Origin of the sequence: Bradyrhizobium sp. GCM10028915, from assembly GCF_042666195.1 — a bacterium.
In the GTDB taxonomy this organism is placed as follows: domain Bacteria; phylum Pseudomonadota; class Alphaproteobacteria; order Rhizobiales; family Xanthobacteraceae; genus Bradyrhizobium; species Bradyrhizobium canariense_D.
This window is the reverse complement of record NZ_JBHTFN010000052.1, coordinates 24,236-39,999: the sequence shown is the minus strand read 5'-3', so window position 1 is coordinate 39,999 and position 15,764 is coordinate 24,236. Positions and strand designations below refer to the sequence as shown.

The 15,764-nt window shown below is 66.1% G+C and carries 11 protein-coding genes; 3 read left to right on the top strand and 8 right to left on the bottom strand.

All coding sequences use genetic code 11. The annotated features are described in order from the left end of the window. Nucleotides 1-19: 19 nt before the first annotated feature. From ACFQX9_RS28815 to ACFQX9_RS28790, 6 genes are all read right to left on the bottom strand, one after another. Nucleotides 20-817: an acetoacetate decarboxylase gene (locus ACFQX9_RS28815; RefSeq protein WP_018456607.1), complete on the bottom strand. Its 798-nt coding sequence runs from the start codon at nt 815-817 to the stop codon at nt 20-22. 79 nt (nt 818-896) lie between these two features. Then, nucleotides 897-2,102 carry an NAD(P)/FAD-dependent oxidoreductase gene (locus ACFQX9_RS28810; protein WP_085348873.1) on the bottom strand — a complete coding sequence of 402 codons (1,206 nt, stop codon included), beginning with the start codon at nt 2,100-2,102 and terminating at the stop codon, nt 897-899. Nucleotides 2,103-2,205: 103 nt separating this feature from the next. Further along, entirely contained in the window at nt 2,206-2,496 is a 291-nt protein-coding gene (locus tag ACFQX9_RS28805; protein ID WP_085348874.1) for a hypothetical protein, read from the bottom strand. Between the two features lie 98 nt (nt 2,497-2,594). Then, on the bottom strand, nt 2,595-3,554 hold the full coding sequence (locus tag ACFQX9_RS28800; RefSeq protein WP_368506871.1) for a helix-turn-helix domain-containing protein: 960 nt from the start codon (nt 3,552-3,554) through the stop codon (nt 2,595-2,597). Between the two features lie 212 nt (nt 3,555-3,766). After that, entirely contained in the window at nt 3,767-6,430 is a 2,664-nt protein-coding gene (locus ACFQX9_RS28795) for an EAL domain-containing protein (RefSeq protein WP_247474458.1), read from the bottom strand. A gap of 139 nt (nt 6,431-6,569) precedes the next feature. Continuing rightward, nucleotides 6,570-7,262, bottom strand: coding sequence for a hypothetical protein (locus ACFQX9_RS28790; protein WP_377791219.1), 693 nt, complete (start codon nt 7,260-7,262; stop codon nt 6,570-6,572). A 186-nt stretch (nt 7,263-7,448) separates the two neighbouring features. Between ACFQX9_RS28790 and ACFQX9_RS28785 the strand changes: the two genes are divergently transcribed. Next, a complete protein-coding gene (locus tag ACFQX9_RS28785) occupies nt 7,449-8,477 on the top strand; it encodes a LysM peptidoglycan-binding domain-containing protein (protein ID WP_377791218.1) in 1,029 nt (342 codons plus the stop codon). A 138-nt stretch (nt 8,478-8,615) separates the two neighbouring features. Continuing rightward, nucleotides 8,616-9,911 (top strand): Spy/CpxP family protein refolding chaperone, encoded by a 1,296-nt coding sequence (locus ACFQX9_RS28780; protein WP_377791217.1) that lies wholly within the window; start codon nt 8,616-8,618, stop codon nt 9,909-9,911. A gap of 102 nt (nt 9,912-10,013) precedes the next feature. Here the strand turns inward: ACFQX9_RS28780 and ACFQX9_RS28775 are convergent, their stop codons facing one another. Then, nucleotides 10,014-12,461, bottom strand: coding sequence for an adenylate/guanylate cyclase domain-containing protein (locus ACFQX9_RS28775; RefSeq protein WP_377791216.1), 2,448 nt, complete (start codon nt 12,459-12,461; stop codon nt 10,014-10,016). A gap of 284 nt (nt 12,462-12,745) precedes the next feature. Next, nucleotides 12,746-14,815 (bottom strand): AsmA family protein, encoded by a 2,070-nt coding sequence (locus tag ACFQX9_RS28770; RefSeq protein WP_377791215.1) that lies wholly within the window; start codon nt 14,813-14,815, stop codon nt 12,746-12,748. A gap of 235 nt (nt 14,816-15,050) precedes the next feature. On the opposite strand from ACFQX9_RS28770, the gene ACFQX9_RS28765 reads away from it, so the two are divergent. Continuing rightward, nucleotides 15,051-15,725, top strand: a complete 675-nt coding sequence (locus ACFQX9_RS28765) for a Crp/Fnr family transcriptional regulator (RefSeq protein WP_018456597.1) — start codon at nt 15,051-15,053, stop codon at nt 15,723-15,725. Nucleotides 15,726-15,764 lie beyond the last annotated feature (39 nt).

Below are 15,764 nucleotides of genomic sequence, written 5' to 3'. Positions count from 1 at the left end.
TGCAATGCGACCTGTTCGGTCAGCCCGCGTGTGTTTCGGTCAGGATTTCAGATCCGGCTCCACGCGATCGCGCCGCCGCGGACCGCTCCAGATAGTCGTGCACCACGGTGCCTAATCCGAGCGTCAGATCGGCAACGATATGCTTGGCCGAGAGCACCTGAAGAACCGGCAGCTCGGCGACCGGTGCGAGCGCGTGGGAGAAGAGATCGAGCGCGGCGGGCCCCGTCCATGCGCCCTTCACCGTCACGTCCTCGAGATGGAAGCGCACCAGTTCGCAAATGCGCGCGGTGCCGTCGACATGCGGAATGATCTTCAACAGAAAATTGGGAGCGATGAGCTTTCGTGCTTCGGTGGAAAGATCGAGGGCGCGATGCTTGTAGCCCATGGTGCCGGTGGCGATGCGCACCGAGCCGTAGTCGAGCGTGCCGACCAGGGTATCGGTCTCGACGGCCAGCTTCGGCTGGGCCAGCTTCTTGGGAAAGCCCCACAGCTCGCGGCCGCCGGCGATCGGCGGATGATCGTTGAGGAACATCTGGTGGACGAAGCTGCCGGTCTGGCCGCGGAAGGACACCGGGATGATCTGGCCGCTTTCCGTGTAGTCGCCGAAGCCGGTGGAATCGGGCATGCGAATGAATTCGTAATTCACCACAGGCTCGGTCAGCTCCAGCGGCTCCGGCACGATCCGGCGCAACGCCTCCGGGTCGGTCCGGTACTGGATGATGAAATATTCGCGGTTGATGAAGCGATACGGGCCGGGCGGGAAAGCCGGGTTCGTCAGCGGCATCGCGAACGCGACGTTGCGGATCTGCTGGTTCATGCTGTGGGCTCCTGAATGGTCGGTCTGCAGTGGCGGGCCGCGCGCCCCGCGGGAGCGCGGCCATCATCACGTGAGGCGGCTAGACTTCGGTCACGCGTTCCGGATCGGCCGAAGCGAGCGCCAGGGCGCGCTCCGCCTTCGGCGGATAGATCCAGACGGTGTTGATCTCACGCTTGGTCTTCTTGGCGACATCGCCGACCATCTCGACCTTGCGCTCCCAGCCGCGTGTGAACAGCGCGCCGGCTTCGCCGAGGTCGAGGCAGGTGACGTAGGCCTTCTGGTGGTAGGGTCTGGTCGGAACGCCGAGCAATTCGGCCGCGGCATTGTTGCCGGCAAAGGCGCCCATCCGCGTGGCGTGCTGGCACGACATCAGTGCGTAATTGCCCTCGTCGTCGCAGGCGGCGCGTGCTGCGTCGCCGGCCGCGAAGACACCCTGAACGCCTGGCACCTGCAAGCAGCGATCGACGAGCAACCGTCCGAAATTGTCGCGCTCGGCGGGAATCTGCCCGGTCAGCGGCGCTGCACGCATGCCCGCCGCCCAGATCACCGTCGCGGTTTCGATGTGCTCACCGCTGGACAAGGTGACGCCGCTCTCGTCGAGCGCGGCGACGCCGGCACCGAGCCGTGTCTCGACGCCAATCTTGCGCAAGGCTTCCTCGATGACGGGGCGGGCGCCTGCACCCATGTCGGGTGCGATCGCAGTGTTGCGATCGACGATGACGACGCGAGTCCTGGCATTGGGGCCTAGGATTTCGCGCAGCCGCGTCGGTATTTCGGTGGCCGCTTCGATCCCGGTGAAGCCGCCGCCGGCGACGACGACCGTGTCGCGTCCGTTCACGGCAGGCCGCTCCGCGAGGCCATGCAGATGCTTGTCGAGCGCAACGGCATCGTCGAGCGAATCGACGCTGAAGCCGTGCTCGGCGAGGCCCGGAATGTTCGGACGGAAGAGCCGGCTGCCGGTGGTCACGACCAGGCGGTCGTAGGACAGCGTCTTTCGCGGGCCCTTCGCGGGCGCGATCTGCACCGTTCGGGCCTCGGTGTTGATCGTCTCGGCGCTGCCCTGGATGTAGTCGACGTCGATCGCCTCGAGGACGTCGAGCAGCGGGGCCGTCACGGTTTCCGGCTTCGACTCGTAGAGCCGCGGACGGACCACCAGCGTCGGCTCCGGTGAAACGAGCGCGATCTGCAGATCTTGCGGCGAGGCGCCCCGGATGTCGCGCAGCCGGGCTGCGGAAAGCGCGGCGTACATGCCGGCGAAGCCGGCCCCGATGATGACGAGTCGCATGAATTTTCTCCTTGGTTGCTGTTCGAAAGACCGCGCGCGACCGCGCTGCTGCGTTGAGAACAGCGTCCGGCGTCGGCGCGTGGGGTGGGTTGGATGGCTGGCCTCAGGGCGCGATGCAGCGTGCCTGCAGCGAATTCGGTGGCCGGCCGTAACCTAAGACGACGGGCTGAAGCTCACTTCGACTCCAGTCCTGATAGGGAAGGCCGGCGCCATTTCGGATCATGATGGAAACGGGCGGTTGTGCCGGGTGCATGGTGTAAGCCGGAATTTCCACTTCCTCGCCCGTCGCCGACGTGAAGCGAACGGCCAGCGAGAGTCCGTACAGGGTTGCGGTCGCGAGGCTTCGGCGGCGTGAGGCAATCAGCCGTCGGCTGACGAAGTTTTTCCAGGTCATCTTTGGTCTCCCTCGATTGGTCTGGACATGGAGATGATGTAGCTGACCCGATTTGCCGTTGCCCCAGCGCGATTGCCGTCGCTGTCGAGAGATTGCTGCTAACGCATACGCCTGCGCCAATCGCTCGGCGTCTCGCCCGTCAGCTTCTTGAATGCTGCGGCGAAGGCCGTTTGCGAGGAGTAACCAAGCGCCGCGGCGACCGAGACGATCGATTCGTCGCTCTCCCGCAACATGTTCATGGCCTGCTCGAGCCGGTGCTGACGCAGCCAGGCATGCGGCGATAGCCCGGTGCTCTCCTTGAAGGAGCGGCAGAAATGGAAGCGCGACAGTCCGGCATCGGACGCCAGCGCATCGAGCGAGACGTCCGCTTCGCTATCGCAGCGCAATCGTTCGATCGCACGGAGCAGGACCTTCGGCGCCAGCCCGCCCATGGTCGGCTGGAACGTGGTTGGCGAGCCTGCATGCGCAGCCAAAAGGCGCGTGGCCAGAAGATCCGTGAGCTGATGCCGGAACAGCGCATCAAGGACGCCATGGCCCTCCAGCGAATCCGCGGCGCTCAGGAGCAGTCGGGACGTGATGGTGTCGGGATGCGCCGTTCGCTCAATCAATTCGGCGGTCCCGGCGGTCCCGGCCTCGCCAGCGACGCGCTGCAGCGTTGCGTCGGGAAGGTAAAGCTGCACGACGTCGACGGGCTTCGGAATGTCCCATCGGGAGCTCGACCCTTCCGGAACGATGTTCACGACCCCCGGACGAAACGTGCCGATCGCGATCGATTTTCCCGAGCGCCGCTCCATGCGCTGCATCACGCCTTTATGCGCCATGATCACGTGGTGGCGCATGGGCTCGACGACGTCGTGCAGCGCATCATGTTTCCAATGCGCGATCCCCGCGCCGGAGGAGTCCAAGGCCATGCGAAACGGCTCGGTTCTGAGCACGCGCGCCATCTCCGCGTCGGCGGCGCGCCGCTCGGACGTCGAGCGATCGACAGGCTGTACGTCGGGTGCGGGCGGCAAGCCCTTGTGCGAGGGATTGCGCATGAGTGCAGTGTTCCCGGTCATGATGTGGCTCCTGCTGATCAGCTCGGGCTTTCGATCAGTCGTCCGTATTTGTACGGAACGGCGCGTGTTCTAGGCGCCGTGGCTGCCGGGCGTATTTCCTGAACCCGCCATGTTTTGTCCGATCCTGCTCCAAGCCGGCCGGCGCTTTCGCGAACGCACGGCGGGCGGGAGTGGACAGAGATGTTGATGACAAAGCGTGCGGCAGTGCGCCGCTAGGCCGCGGCCGCCTGCGCCGACAACAGCTGCTTCAGTTTCGCGGCCGGCACGGCCGGGCTGAACAGCCAGCCCTGCATCTGGCTGCATCCGAGCTGGAGCAGCACCGCGCGCTGCGCTTCGGTCTCGACGCCTTCCGCGGTCGTCGCCATGTGACGGGCGGCGGCCATGTGCACCACCGCCTGCACGATCGGCGAGGAATCTTCCGACTGACCGATGTCGCTGATGAAGCTGCGGTCGATCTTGATCTTGTCGAACGGGAAACGATGCAAATAGCTCAGCGACGAATAACCAGTGCCGAAATCGTCGAGCGCGATGCGCACGCCGAGCTCGCGCAGCTGCTGCAGGATCGTCAGCGCCTCCTGGTCGTCGCGGATCAGGACCGTCTCGGTGATCTCGAGCTCGAGCCGTCCGGGCGCGAGACCCGACTCGGCGAGTGCGGCTGCGACCTTCAGCGCCAGCGTCCGCGAGCGGAACTGCACCGGTGAGACGTTGACCGCGATGTGGATGTCGCCGGGCCAGGAGGCCGCCTCGAGGCAGGCCTGCCTCAGCACCCATTCGCCGATCTCGCCGATCAATCCGGTCTCTTCCGCAACCGGGATGAAGTCGGCGGGCGAGACCATGCCGCGTTCCGGATGGTGCCAGCGCAGAAGCGCTTCGCAGCCGGTGACGACATTGGCCGCGAGATCGACCAGCGGCTGGTAGTGCACCTCGAACTCGCCGCGGGCCAGCGCCTGCCGCAGATCGAACTCGAGCTGGCGGCGCAGCCGCGCCTTGGCGTCGTATTCGGGCGCGAAGATACGGAACGTGCGGCGGCCCTCGGATTTCGCCGCATACATCGCGAGATCCGCGCGCTTGAGCAGATCGTCGAGATTGTCGCCATGGTCGGGGGCGATCGCGATGCCGATGCTGGCATCGGTCGGGATTTCCTGGCCGTTGCAGTCCACGGGGGCGCGCAGCGCCTTCAGGATCTGCTCGGCGAGAGCCGTCAGCTCGGCCTCGTCGCGGCTGCCGGCCTTGACGATGGCGAATTCGTCGCCGCCCAGCCGTGCGACCATGTCGCTGCCGCTGACGCAGGCGCGCAGGCGGTTCGCGACCTGGCGCAGCAGCTCGTCGCCGACCTCGTGGCCCAGCGAATCGTTGACGCCCTTGAACTCGTCGACGTCGATATAGAGGATCGCGAACGGCTTGCCCTGGGCAAGCTCGGCGACGCGCCGCTCCAGATGGCCGCGCATCAGCACGCGGTTGGGCAGGTCGGTGAGGGCGTCGTAATGCGCCATATGCGCGATGCGCTCGTCGGCCCGGATGCGCTCGGTGACGTCGTCATGGGTCGCGAGCCAGCCGCCGCCGGCGCCGGGCTGGTTCTTGATCTCGATCAGGCGGCCATCGGAGGTCTCGACGATCGCGCTGTGGGTCTGGCCGACGCTGCCCAGAATACCGTCGCAATAGGAATCGACGTCGCCGTCGAACGAGCCGGTGTCATGGCGATGCTGAATCACGTCGCGGAAATACGCGCCGGGCTTCACCAATTCGGCCGACAGCCCGTACATCTCGATGTAGCGGCGGTTGCAGACGATCAGCCGCTGGTCCTGGTCGAACATCAGCAAGCCCTGCGTCATCGTGTTCATCGCGGTATCGAGCTGCTGCTTCTCCACGGCGAGCCGGCGCGTCATCTGGCGGAAGATGGAATAAAGCGTCAGCACGAGCAGGCCGATCGACAGCACGGCGACGGTCACGAAGAATTTGGTCTGCGTGTGCCATGTTGCCAGCGTCGCATCCAGCGACTTGGTCGCAACCACCACCAGCGGCTCGCCGGTCAGGAGGCGTGCGGCGAGGATGCGATCTTTGCCGTCGATCGGGCTTGCGAGCTGGGTCGTGACGAAGGTGCGCTCGAACACCGCCATCTGCTCGCGCGTGCCGTTGCGGAAATTCTGCCCGATCATCGCCTCCACATGCGGAATGCGCGCCAGCAGCTGGCCGTTCTGGTGGTGCATCGCGATCGAGGAATCCTCGCCGAGCCCGCTCGAGGCGAAGAAGGATTCGAGCTGGTCGGGCGTGATCGCGCGCGAGACCAGCCCAAGGAATTCGCCATGGGGACCGGAGACGCGGCGCGCGAACACGATCGCCGGTCCGCTGCCCAACCGTCCCGGCACGACCTCGATCTCTTCCTGCGACGCCGGATCGTTCTTGAGGCGATTGAAATAGCCGCGGTCGGCGACTGAAACATCGGCGACCGGCCAGCGCCGCGACGAGTTGATCAGCACGCCCTTGGCGTCGAACACGTTGGCGCCGGCGACGTCCGACCAGCCGCTGGCTTTGGCGCGCAGCGCCTCGTGCACAGCGAGCGTGCCCATCTCGCTGCGGAAGACGTCGGCGGAGTCGATACCATGGCTTTCGAGCTCGGCGATGATGCTCTTCTGCAGCACCGCGAAGTCCTCGAACTCGCGGTCGAAATGGCGCGCGAGCAACCGGACCGCGCTCTCCACGCTGTCGCGGCCGCTTTCGATCGCATTCTGCCGGAAGCGGTCGACGGTGAGCGCGGTGCCGATCGCCATTGCGGCCATCAGCACGAAGCCCCCTGCGATCAGCCATGTCAGCGGCGCGCCGCGCCAACGGCGCAGCAACGCGCGCATGCGCGCGCTCCATCGGATCGATGTGCCCATGCAGCCCTCCCGTGGGATGCAAGATGCGGCAAAACCGACAAGACCACGTTACCAGTGAGGGTTAGGAAAACATGAATCGGAACGGAATCAGAGGGTTGGTTCCATCGCTTGTCTGAAGGTGCTGGGGGTCATGGTTCCCTCAGCGTCGGATTTCCCATCGCAACGCTTCCGCATTGGTCTTGGCGAACATCGCCGGCACGTCGAAGGTCCCCGTCTTGAGATCATAGCGGCAGCGCCAGTCGGCCAACCCCTTCACGGCGACGTTCTTCGGGTGCTTGTCCATTTCGCCCGACAGCGAGATCACGAGGTAACGGTTGTCCGGCCAGTGCACGCCAAGCCCGCGATAGGCCTCTTCGGTGCCTTTCACGAGATTGGCCGAGATGTGGTAGTCGAGCTTCATCTTCCCCGTGTCCGGCCGGCTGTGGAAATAGGCCCAGGCCAGGTCGCTGAACGAGGTCTTCGTCGCGCTGACGAAGGCGCCTTTGTCGACATGGTAGAGATAGAGGTCCTGCTCGCCGGAGCCGGTCTTCTGCATCCGCACCAGCCATTGCGAGTCGGGGGTGAAGCGGAAGCCGGCCCCGTAGCCCTGCTCGGGCTTCAGCTCCGTCATCTGGTCGCCACGCCTCGCCCAGGCCTGCCATTTGACGTCGAAATCTCCGCTGTCCTTCATGTACTGCTCGATCTTGGTGGCTTTGTCGGGCGAGGTGAAGGCTAGATCGGCATCGTCAGTGAGAGCGAAGCCAGACGGCGGGCCGGAAGCGGCGAGCGCCGGAGTTGCGGCCAGGATGAGGGCAGCCACCAGCCATTGTGCGGGACGGTAAAATGCGGTCACGGAAAAAATTCCTCAAGAAAAATGCCGCGATGCGGCCTCGATCATTTGACGCCGGCGGGGGTGCGCCGGTTCATCCCGGCGTGCCGGCGCATCATCCCATCGACCGTCTTGCTGCCGTGGCCAAAACGGCGCACCTTGCCGGCTCGATTGATTTGCTAGGTTCTTCCTGATCAAGGTTCGTTTCCGATGGTGACCGCGACCAAGGCCTTCATTGCATTCTGTCTGCTCGCGGTGGGCGGCACCGTGCTGGTGATCGGCCCCACCGAGCTGCGTCGCCTGCTGCCGATCGGGGCCAAGACCGATTCCGTGGTCGCCGCCAAGCCGGAGGCCAAGGTCGAACAGAAGGTCGAACCCAAGCCGGAACTCAAGCCGGAACTCAAGCCGGAAGAGCCCAAGCTAGCCGCAAGCGCGCCGCCGGTGCCGGCCGCGTCCCCCGCTGAAACGAAGGCGGGTGCGCTGGCCGAGACGCAAAAGCAGGTCACGGCCGCGCTTGCCGATCTTGCACCGGTCAAGCCGCCGCCGGCGATTGCGGATACCGGCCCCCGCTTCGACGTTGCACGCGTCGACGATCACGGCGAGGCGGCGGTGATCGCGGGTCGGGCGACGCCCGGCTCCAAGGTCGAGCTGCTGCGCGACGGCAAGCCGCTCGACAGTGTGGTGGCGGATGCGTCGGGCCAATTCGTGATGACGCCGCCGCAGCTTCCCGCCGGTTCCTACGAGCTGACCTTGCGGGCGAAATCGCCTGACGGCACCGTCACGCAATCCGGCCGCAGCATGCCGGTCGTCATCGCCGATGCCGCACCGCCGCCCGCTCGCCCTGCACCGGTCGCGCGGCAAGAGGCGAAACAAGAGGCGAAGGCCGAGAAGCCCGACGACAAGTCGGATGTCGTGGCATCGGTGTCGGACAGGCCCGCAGCCCGGCCGAGATTGATGGGCGCACCGAAACCGAAGGGCGGATCGGGGGTCATGGCGCGGGCGCCCGCGGCCACGACCGTTGCATCGGCCTCGCCGGCGGACGCCGTCAGCGGAGCAGCGGCGGAAACAGGCGGCAGCCGGGTGATCTCCCGCGGCGACAGCCTGTGGGCGCTCAGCCGGCTCGCTTACGGCAACGGCGCCCGCTTTGCCGTGATCTACAACGCCAACCGCGCCAAGATCCACAATCCCAATCTGATCTATCCCGGCCAAACCTTCGTGCTGCCGCAAAAGGCGGAGTGACACCGCATCGCGCTGCCGCGCGTTGCGGCGCTTTGCCCTGTGCGCTTCCGGAACATTTGGTTCCCTCGCGCGTCATGGTGATGCGACGCAATGTGCGCTTGGCACCGGAGGAGGGCCAAGGTGGACAGGTCAGTGGTCATGTCGAGATCACGCTTGGGGCCAAAATTGCGACCCAGGCTGGGGCTCGCGCTAACAGGCGCAACCCTCGTGATTCTAGCGGTGCTGTTGCCAAATCGCGCCGAGGCGCAGTTCGGCCTGCGTGGTGGCCCGCTCGGGGTTGCGCGCTTCGCCGTCGGCCACATGATCGGCATGTCGCGCCTGCGCCATGCCCGCATGGCGGTGCGGGGCAGCCGATACCGCTCCGCGGCGCTGCGGTCGCAAGATCCTCGCGGCACAGAGCGCGGCCAGCCTGCCAATCCATACGTGCTCCGTGCGGCGATGACCGCGCAAGCTGCGCTGTCGGGCTGGCGTGGCGGCCGTCGTCCGCAGGGCTGGTGGCGACATCCCGACGGCAGCTACGGCTGGGTCGGCCCGGTGTTCTGGCCATTCGCGTATGACGATCTCACCACCGCGATCATGCTCGGCGATACGACCAGCCTCTCGCTCTATGGCTATGGCGACATCTATGCCGCGATCTTCGCGCCCTATGCGGCCACCGAGCTTGCGGCCTACACCGCGCCGCATGGCCGGCGCGGACGGCGGGTCCCGACCGCGGAGACGGTCTGCGATGCCAGCGACACCGGCGGCCTGCCGGTCGATCGCATCGCCGCTATCGTGCAGCCGAATGAATTGCAGCGCACAGCGCTCGACGAGCTCGCCACCGCGTGGGCATCCGCGCGCGACACTATCCGCGCCGCCTGTCCGACGCAGGTCCCCGCGACGGCCATCGAGCGCCTCGGCCTGATGCGCGAGCGCATCGAGGCCATGATCAAGGGAACGGACGCCGTCGCACCTGCGTTGGCAAAGTTCGTCGATATCCTCGACGACAATCAGAAGGCCAAGCTCGACGGCCTGGCCAAGGAGCGCCGCGCCGCGCTCGCGTCGATCCAGCAAAAGAATCCCCAGGCGGCATCGGCCTGCCAGGCGGACAGCGATCCCCGCTACGACGAGAAGCTGCAGCGCCAATACGAGCAGCTCGTGCAGCAGCAATGGCCCGCGGCCGAGATCGCCTCCACGCTCAAGCTCGACGACACCGGCCGCGCCCGCCTCGACGTGCTCCAGGACACCACACTGCGCACCATGGAAACGCTCAGCGCCTGTCCGTCACCGGCCGCACCGACACCACAGGCACGCCTCACCGCCGTGAAGGCGCGGCTGCAGACGATGCTGCAAGCGGTGAACGGCGTCAGTGACGCGCTCGACGATTTCGAAGCTGACTTAAGCGACGAGCAGAAGGCCGGCTTCGAGGCGATCGGGCCGAAGCGCGGGGTGTGATCAACCGCACCGCCTCCAGCCAATTCCGTGCCCGCGTAAGTCATTGATCTTGCAGGCCCCTGCTACTGTGCATGGGGTTGTTTTCGCAGTTTTTTGTCGTGGCTACCCTCTTCGCCTTGCCGCGGCGGCATCCACCACGCTCTCCACCTCCTCGCGCCACGACAGAATCTCCATCGCGAGCACGGGGTGGTTGAAGCCCTTGAGCACGAGATCGTCGAGCGCGCGGGCTTCGACCCAGGGCTCGACCATGCCGTAGACGCGGCGGCTGACGACGACCTGGCCGGCCTTGGCTTCGTCGCAGAGGCGGGAGGAGAGATTGGTGACGCTGCCGATCGCGGCATATTCGAGCCGCTGCTCGAAGCCGATCTGGCCGAGCGTGGCGTAGCCCATGGCGACGCCGACGCCGAAGCCGAGCGAGTGGCCGCGGTTCTTCCATTTCTCGGTCAGCTTGCCGATCGTGTCGCGCATCTCGACCGCCATCTTCACGGCGCGCTTGGTATGGTCGGCGAACTGAATCGGCGCATTGAACAGGATCATCACGCCGTCGCCGGCAAAGCGGTCGAGCGTGCCTTCATAGCGGTGGATCAGCTCGCCCAGCGCGGCGTGATATTCGCGCAGCACGTTCATCGCCTCTTCCGGCTCGGTCGCCTCGGTGAACGAGGTGAAGCCGCGCAAATCGCAGAACACGACGGTGACCTCGCGGCGATGGCTGTCGAGCAGCGCATCGTGGCCGTCGGACGAGGCGATCAGTTGCGCGACTTGCGGCGCGAGGAAACGTTCGAGCCGCTTGATGCGGCCGATCTCCCCCAACTGCTTCTCGACCCGCTCTTCCAGGGAGCGATTCCAGTTGCGCAGCTGCTCGGTCTGCTCCTGGAGCTTTGCGGCCTGCTGCTGCACGGTTTCGTGCGCAGCCGCGAGTTCGCGGCCCTTGTGGTCGACCTCGGTGAACAGCCGCGCATTGCGCATCGCCAGCACGGCCTGGTTGGCGAACGTGCGCATCAGGCCGATGATGCTGGCGGCGAACTCGCCGCTGGCGCGGCGCAGCACCACCAGCGAGCCGAGCGTGCCCTGCTGGTCGACCAGCGGCACCACCAGCACCGAATGGAAGCCGGCTTCGATCGCGACGTCGCGCAGCGGCTGCTCGGAGGCCTGGTCGAGATCGGGTAGCGCGATCGGTTCGCCGCTCCCGGCCGCATCGCTCAGGATATCCTGGCCTTCGTCGATCGTGACATGGGCGCCGTCGGCGGATTTGTCGATGCCGTTGGCCTCGACCAGATTGAAGCGGCGCGCCTGCGCGTCATAGCCGTAGATCAGCACCGCGTCGGCATGGGTGATCTCGATCGCGCGCGCGGCGATCGTCGGCAGCACGGCGTTGAGATCGAGCGAGGCTGCGACCGCGCGGCCGACCTCTTCCAGCACCTTGAGCTCGTTGATCGACTGCGCGAGATCGCGGGTGCGCTCCTCGACCTTGGTCTCCAGGTCCGAATAGGTCTCCTGGATCTGGTCGGCCATGCGGTTGAACTGGCCGGCGAGATCTTCCAGCTCGTCCGCGGTGTGCACCTCGATGCGATGGCTGAAATCGCCCTCGCCGAGCTTGTGCGCGCCGTCGCGTAGCGCCGTGATCGGGATGATCATGCGGCGCGCCAGAAGCGTGCCGGCAAGGATTGCGACCAGCAGGCCCATGCCGATCAAAAGCGCAATGCGCACCAGCTGGTCGCGGATCGGCATCAAGGCCTGCGTGGCCGGCTGCTCGAACATCACGCTCCAGCCGAGCTTCGGCACGGTGCTCGCGGCGCTCATCACCGCATGGCCGTTGAAGTCGGTGCCCGAATTGTCGGGCTCGTGGCCCGGTGCGACCGCGGCCGCAACCTGCGGCAGCTTCGACAAATCCTTACCGATCTCGGGGCCTTTCGAGGACGTCGCCAGCACGCGGCCGTGCGGATCAACCACATAGGCGAAGGCGGCTTTGCCGACCTGGGCGTCGGTGAGGTACTCGGAGAGAAAGCTGAGGTCGAGCTCGGCCACGGTGACGCCGGCGTTGAAACCGGAATGCGCCACCGAGATCGACATGAACGGCGTCCGGTCGGAGAACCAGGCCGGCGCGTAGCTGACGCCGCGGGCGACGGTGTCGGTGAAGCGCATGTCGCGGGAGAGGTCGGCATTGCTGCCGGTCGTGGTCGACTGGCGCGAGACGCGCAGCACCTCGCGGCCGTCGCCGTTGAGCTGGAACAGCTGAGTGACGACCGAGACCTGGTGCAGCAGTTGGGCGTAGTCGGCGCGGCGCTTCTCGAGTGTGTCCTGGCTCGCCCGGGTTACCCAGCTGATCTGGCGCTCGAGCTCCGAGATCGACTGCTCGATCCGCCGCGCGGCAGCCTGCGCCTTGTCCTCGAGACCGTCGGTCAGCTGTGTCTTGGTGGCGCGGTAGGAGATCCAGCTCTCCATCGCGCCGTTGACGGCGAGCACGAACACGACGAGGCCGACGAGAGAGACGACGTATTTGGCGAACAGACCCTCGCGCAGAAACCGTGTCTTGTCGTTCGCTCCTGCCATCCCGATCCTCTCGCGCCGCCATCGGCGCCGGCGCTACGGGCCGCACGGACCCTGCGAGCCTTCTAGCACAATTTGGTCCCAGGGGACTGTGAAGGGACTGGTCAACGGACGGCCGAGCACCCGGCGTGGTTACCGGCCTCGGTTACTCCCTTGGATGCTGGCAGGCGGAAGCATGGTGAATTGTCGCAGTCTCATCCGTTTGGAGGAAGCCGCGGCCGGGGACGCCGATGTAAGGGGATCGCCTTGGCAAGGGAGGGCTGGAGTCCAGCGCTTTGGTCCTCCAATCATCGATTAAAGAGCTGCCGCAGCACGTCGTTCATCGGCTGGCTGTCCTGCTGCGCCGCCGGCGGGTCCTCCAGGGCGGGGGACGCCGGCGAGGCTTGCGGCATCAGTGCGGATGGCGCTGCAGGCAGGCTGCGGCTGCGGCCGGTGGCAGTCCCGGTCCCGGTGCCGTTTCCCGCGCCACCGGAAAGTCCCTGCTGGATCAGATTGCCGAGCGCCTCCCCCAGGGGGCCGCCGAGCAAATTGTTCTGTCCGGCGGGCTGCTGGCTTTGCGGATTGGCAGTGCCGGCGGCATTACCGCCACCCGGCGCGGTGGCTCCCCCGAGACCAAGGCTGCCCAAAATATTGCCGAGCCCGGCCCCATCAGCGCCGAACAGCCCCTTGCCCATCTCGCGCAGCTTGGCATAGGCGGCGTCCGGATTGTCCAGCATGCCGGCCATGTCGGGATAGATTCGCGGCTGCGACCAGGTGCCCTGGATCATCACGGGAATGCCGAAGCCGACCGGCTCGGCGGCGCGGCCCTGGCCTTCGGTCGTCATCACCAGTTTCGGCTCGACGCGAAAGCCCATCATCTTGGTGTCGAGTGCGATCGTGCCGGCACCGGTCACGCGGACGAGCGGTCCGGTCAAGTTGAGATCGGTGGTCACCGCCTGGCCCTTGTCGATCCGGAACGACGCCGAGAGCTGCGACAAATCCGTGCTCTGCTCCCGACTGCTGTCTCCGTTTTCCTGCCAGCCGGACAGCGTGCCCGATGTCAGCGAGCGGATCATCTGTGCGACGTTGATGCCGCGAATGGCGCCGTCCTGGAAATTGACGAAGGCCGTGCCCTGCATGTTCGCCATCAGCGCGCGCTGGCTGCTGCCGGCGCTGCGCAGCGCGAGCTTGGCCTGCAGCTTGCCGTCGATCCGGTCGAATTCGGCGAGGCCCTGCAGCAGCGGCAGCGCGCGCACGCCGGCGAGGTCGGAATGCATGGCAAAGCTCGGCGCGCCGCTGGTCGCATCCAGGATCAATTCGCCCGTAACCTGGCCGCCATAGGCGCCGAGATTGGCGGTGCCGGCCTTCAGCACGCCGCCGGCGAGTTTTGCATCGACCGCCAGCGGCGCGAGGCGTGCCTCGCCGATCACCGCCTCATGCGCGGAGATCCTGATCTGCGCATCGACATAGTTGAGCCCGGAGACGTCGATCGGCGCATCGCTCCAGGGCTGCCCGGACGCGCCTTCCGGCGATTTCGCCAGCGGGATCGCGAGCCGCTGGAAGTCGAGATCGAGCTTGACCAGAGGCTTGCTCGCGATATCGACCGAGGCCCAGCCATTGAACGCGCCATCGCCGAGCGTGCCATTCAGGCCGTTGATCATCACGACATCGCCGCTCAGCCGCACCTCGGCATGGCCCGCGAGCCGGGACTTCAGCACGTCCGGCATGTCGATGGCGAAATCCACCGGAATGGTCGGTCGGTCGGCCGGCGGCGCTGGCGTGGTCGCCTTGATGTCGAATTTGGTCGGATGCTCGCCGACCCGTGCGGTGCCGGTGATGTTGATCTTGCGGTCGCGGCCGACGATCGCATCGGCATTGACGGCGCTGATGCGGCTCTCGACGCGATCGCGCACGCGCGCGAATGCGATCTCGCCATCGGTGACCTTGATGCGATCGATGGCGGCGCCGTCGAGATCGAGCGCGACCGGCTTCGACGTGCCGCCGGCATTCGGCAGGCGCTCACGCAGCAGCGGCTGGTAGAGCACGGGATGGGTGACGACGAGCTCGCTGATCTTCGGGCGGCCCGACCAGACGCTTGAGAGCGACATGTCGGCCTGCACGCTGTCGATGGACAGGCGCGTGATGCCGCTGCGGTCCTTGGGGTCGGCAAGCGTGAGGTCGTTCAGCGTCACGTTCAGCGTCGGCCACAAACTGATTCTGGTGGTGCCGTCGACCGACAGGCGATAGCCGGTCGCGCTCTCGACACGCGAGGCAATCGTCGAACTCAGGAAGCCCGAGGGGATCCCGACCACCAGCAGGAGTGCGATCACGATGACGATTGCGGCCACCGCCGCGCCGGCGAATTTCACGGCTCTCATATCGACTTTCCAGCGGCGGACGATCGGCGTCGAATCCGGCACATGACCGTCATTTGCACCCGTCCTTGGCTCCTGAGTTTATCCCGGGACGGGAAGCGGCTCCAAGCACGTAAAAATAGTCTGGGGGTGCTGCAAAGTTATGTGACTTATGGCACACTTCCCGGGCGCGGTTTTACGCGATCTTGATGTTGATGGTTCCAAGCGATTTGCCAACGAAATTCACAAGGATATTGAAATGAGCAAGCAGGCCGAATTTGCGGTCATCCTCAAGATGAATGCGATGTTCGCCGATCTCGGCGCAGACGAACTCCAGCGGCTGGCGAATCTCTGCCACACCCAGCATCTGGGGAATGGCGAGGTGCTGTTCCAGAAGGGCGATCCAGGCGATGCGCTGTTCGGCGTGCGCCGAGGCCAGGTCCGTATCGAGACCGGCGCCTCCGACGGCAGCCGCCTGACGCTGAACTTCATGGGGCCCGGCGACCTGTTCGGCGAGGTTGCGGTGCTGGATGGCCAGAGCCGCACTGCGGACGCCACCGCGGGCGAAGCCAGCGAGCTGTTCGTGCTGCGGCGCGAAGACTTTCTCGCCTTCCTCGAACGCGAGCCGAAAGTCGGGATCAAGATCATCGCGCTGCTCTGCCAGCGCATCCGCTGGCAGAGCGAGCGCATGGAAGAGTCCATGCTCCAGCCGCTGCCGGTTCGCCTCGCGCGGCGCCTCTGCGCGCTCGCCGCCGATTTCGGCTCGGAGGTGCACATCTCGCAGGAGCAACTCGGCGTCTTCGTCGGTGCCGCCCGCGAGAGCGTCAACCGCCAGCTTCAGGCCTGGCGCAAGGAAGCGATCCTCGATCTCCAGCGCGGCCGCATCCTGCTGCGGAACATGACCAAGCTGACGGCGATCGCGCGGAACGAGTAGGGGGGCCGTTAGGCTGGGTCGCTACAATCGGGGCGAAGG

Coding starts and splice junctions, on each gene's coding strand:
- ACFQX9_RS28815 (WP_018456607.1), bottom strand. CDS start 817: ATGAACCAGCAGATCCGCAACGTCGCGTTCGCGATGCCGCTGACGAAC.
- ACFQX9_RS28810 (WP_085348873.1), bottom strand. CDS start 2,102: ATGCGACTCGTCATCATCGGGGCCGGCTTCGCCGGCATGTACGCCGCG.
- ACFQX9_RS28805 (WP_085348874.1), bottom strand. CDS start 2,496: ATGACCTGGAAAAACTTCGTCAGCCGACGGCTGATTGCCTCACGCCGC.
- ACFQX9_RS28800 (WP_368506871.1), bottom strand. CDS start 3,554: ATGACCGGGAACACTGCACTCATGCGCAATCCCTCGCACAAGGGCTTG.
- ACFQX9_RS28795 (WP_247474458.1), bottom strand. CDS start 6,430: ATGGGCACATCGATCCGATGGAGCGCGCGCATGCGCGCGTTGCTGCGC.
- ACFQX9_RS28785 (WP_377791218.1), top strand. CDS start 7,449: ATGGTGACCGCGACCAAGGCCTTCATTGCATTCTGTCTGCTCGCGGTG.
- ACFQX9_RS28780 (WP_377791217.1), top strand. CDS start 8,616: ATGTCGAGATCACGCTTGGGGCCAAAATTGCGACCCAGGCTGGGGCTC.
- ACFQX9_RS28775 (WP_377791216.1), bottom strand. CDS start 12,461: ATGGCAGGAGCGAACGACAAGACACGGTTTCTGCGCGAGGGTCTGTTC.
- ACFQX9_RS28770 (WP_377791215.1), bottom strand. CDS start 14,815: ATGAGAGCCGTGAAATTCGCCGGCGCGGCGGTGGCCGCAATCGTCATC.
- ACFQX9_RS28765 (WP_018456597.1), top strand. CDS start 15,051: ATGAGCAAGCAGGCCGAATTTGCGGTCATCCTCAAGATGAATGCGATG.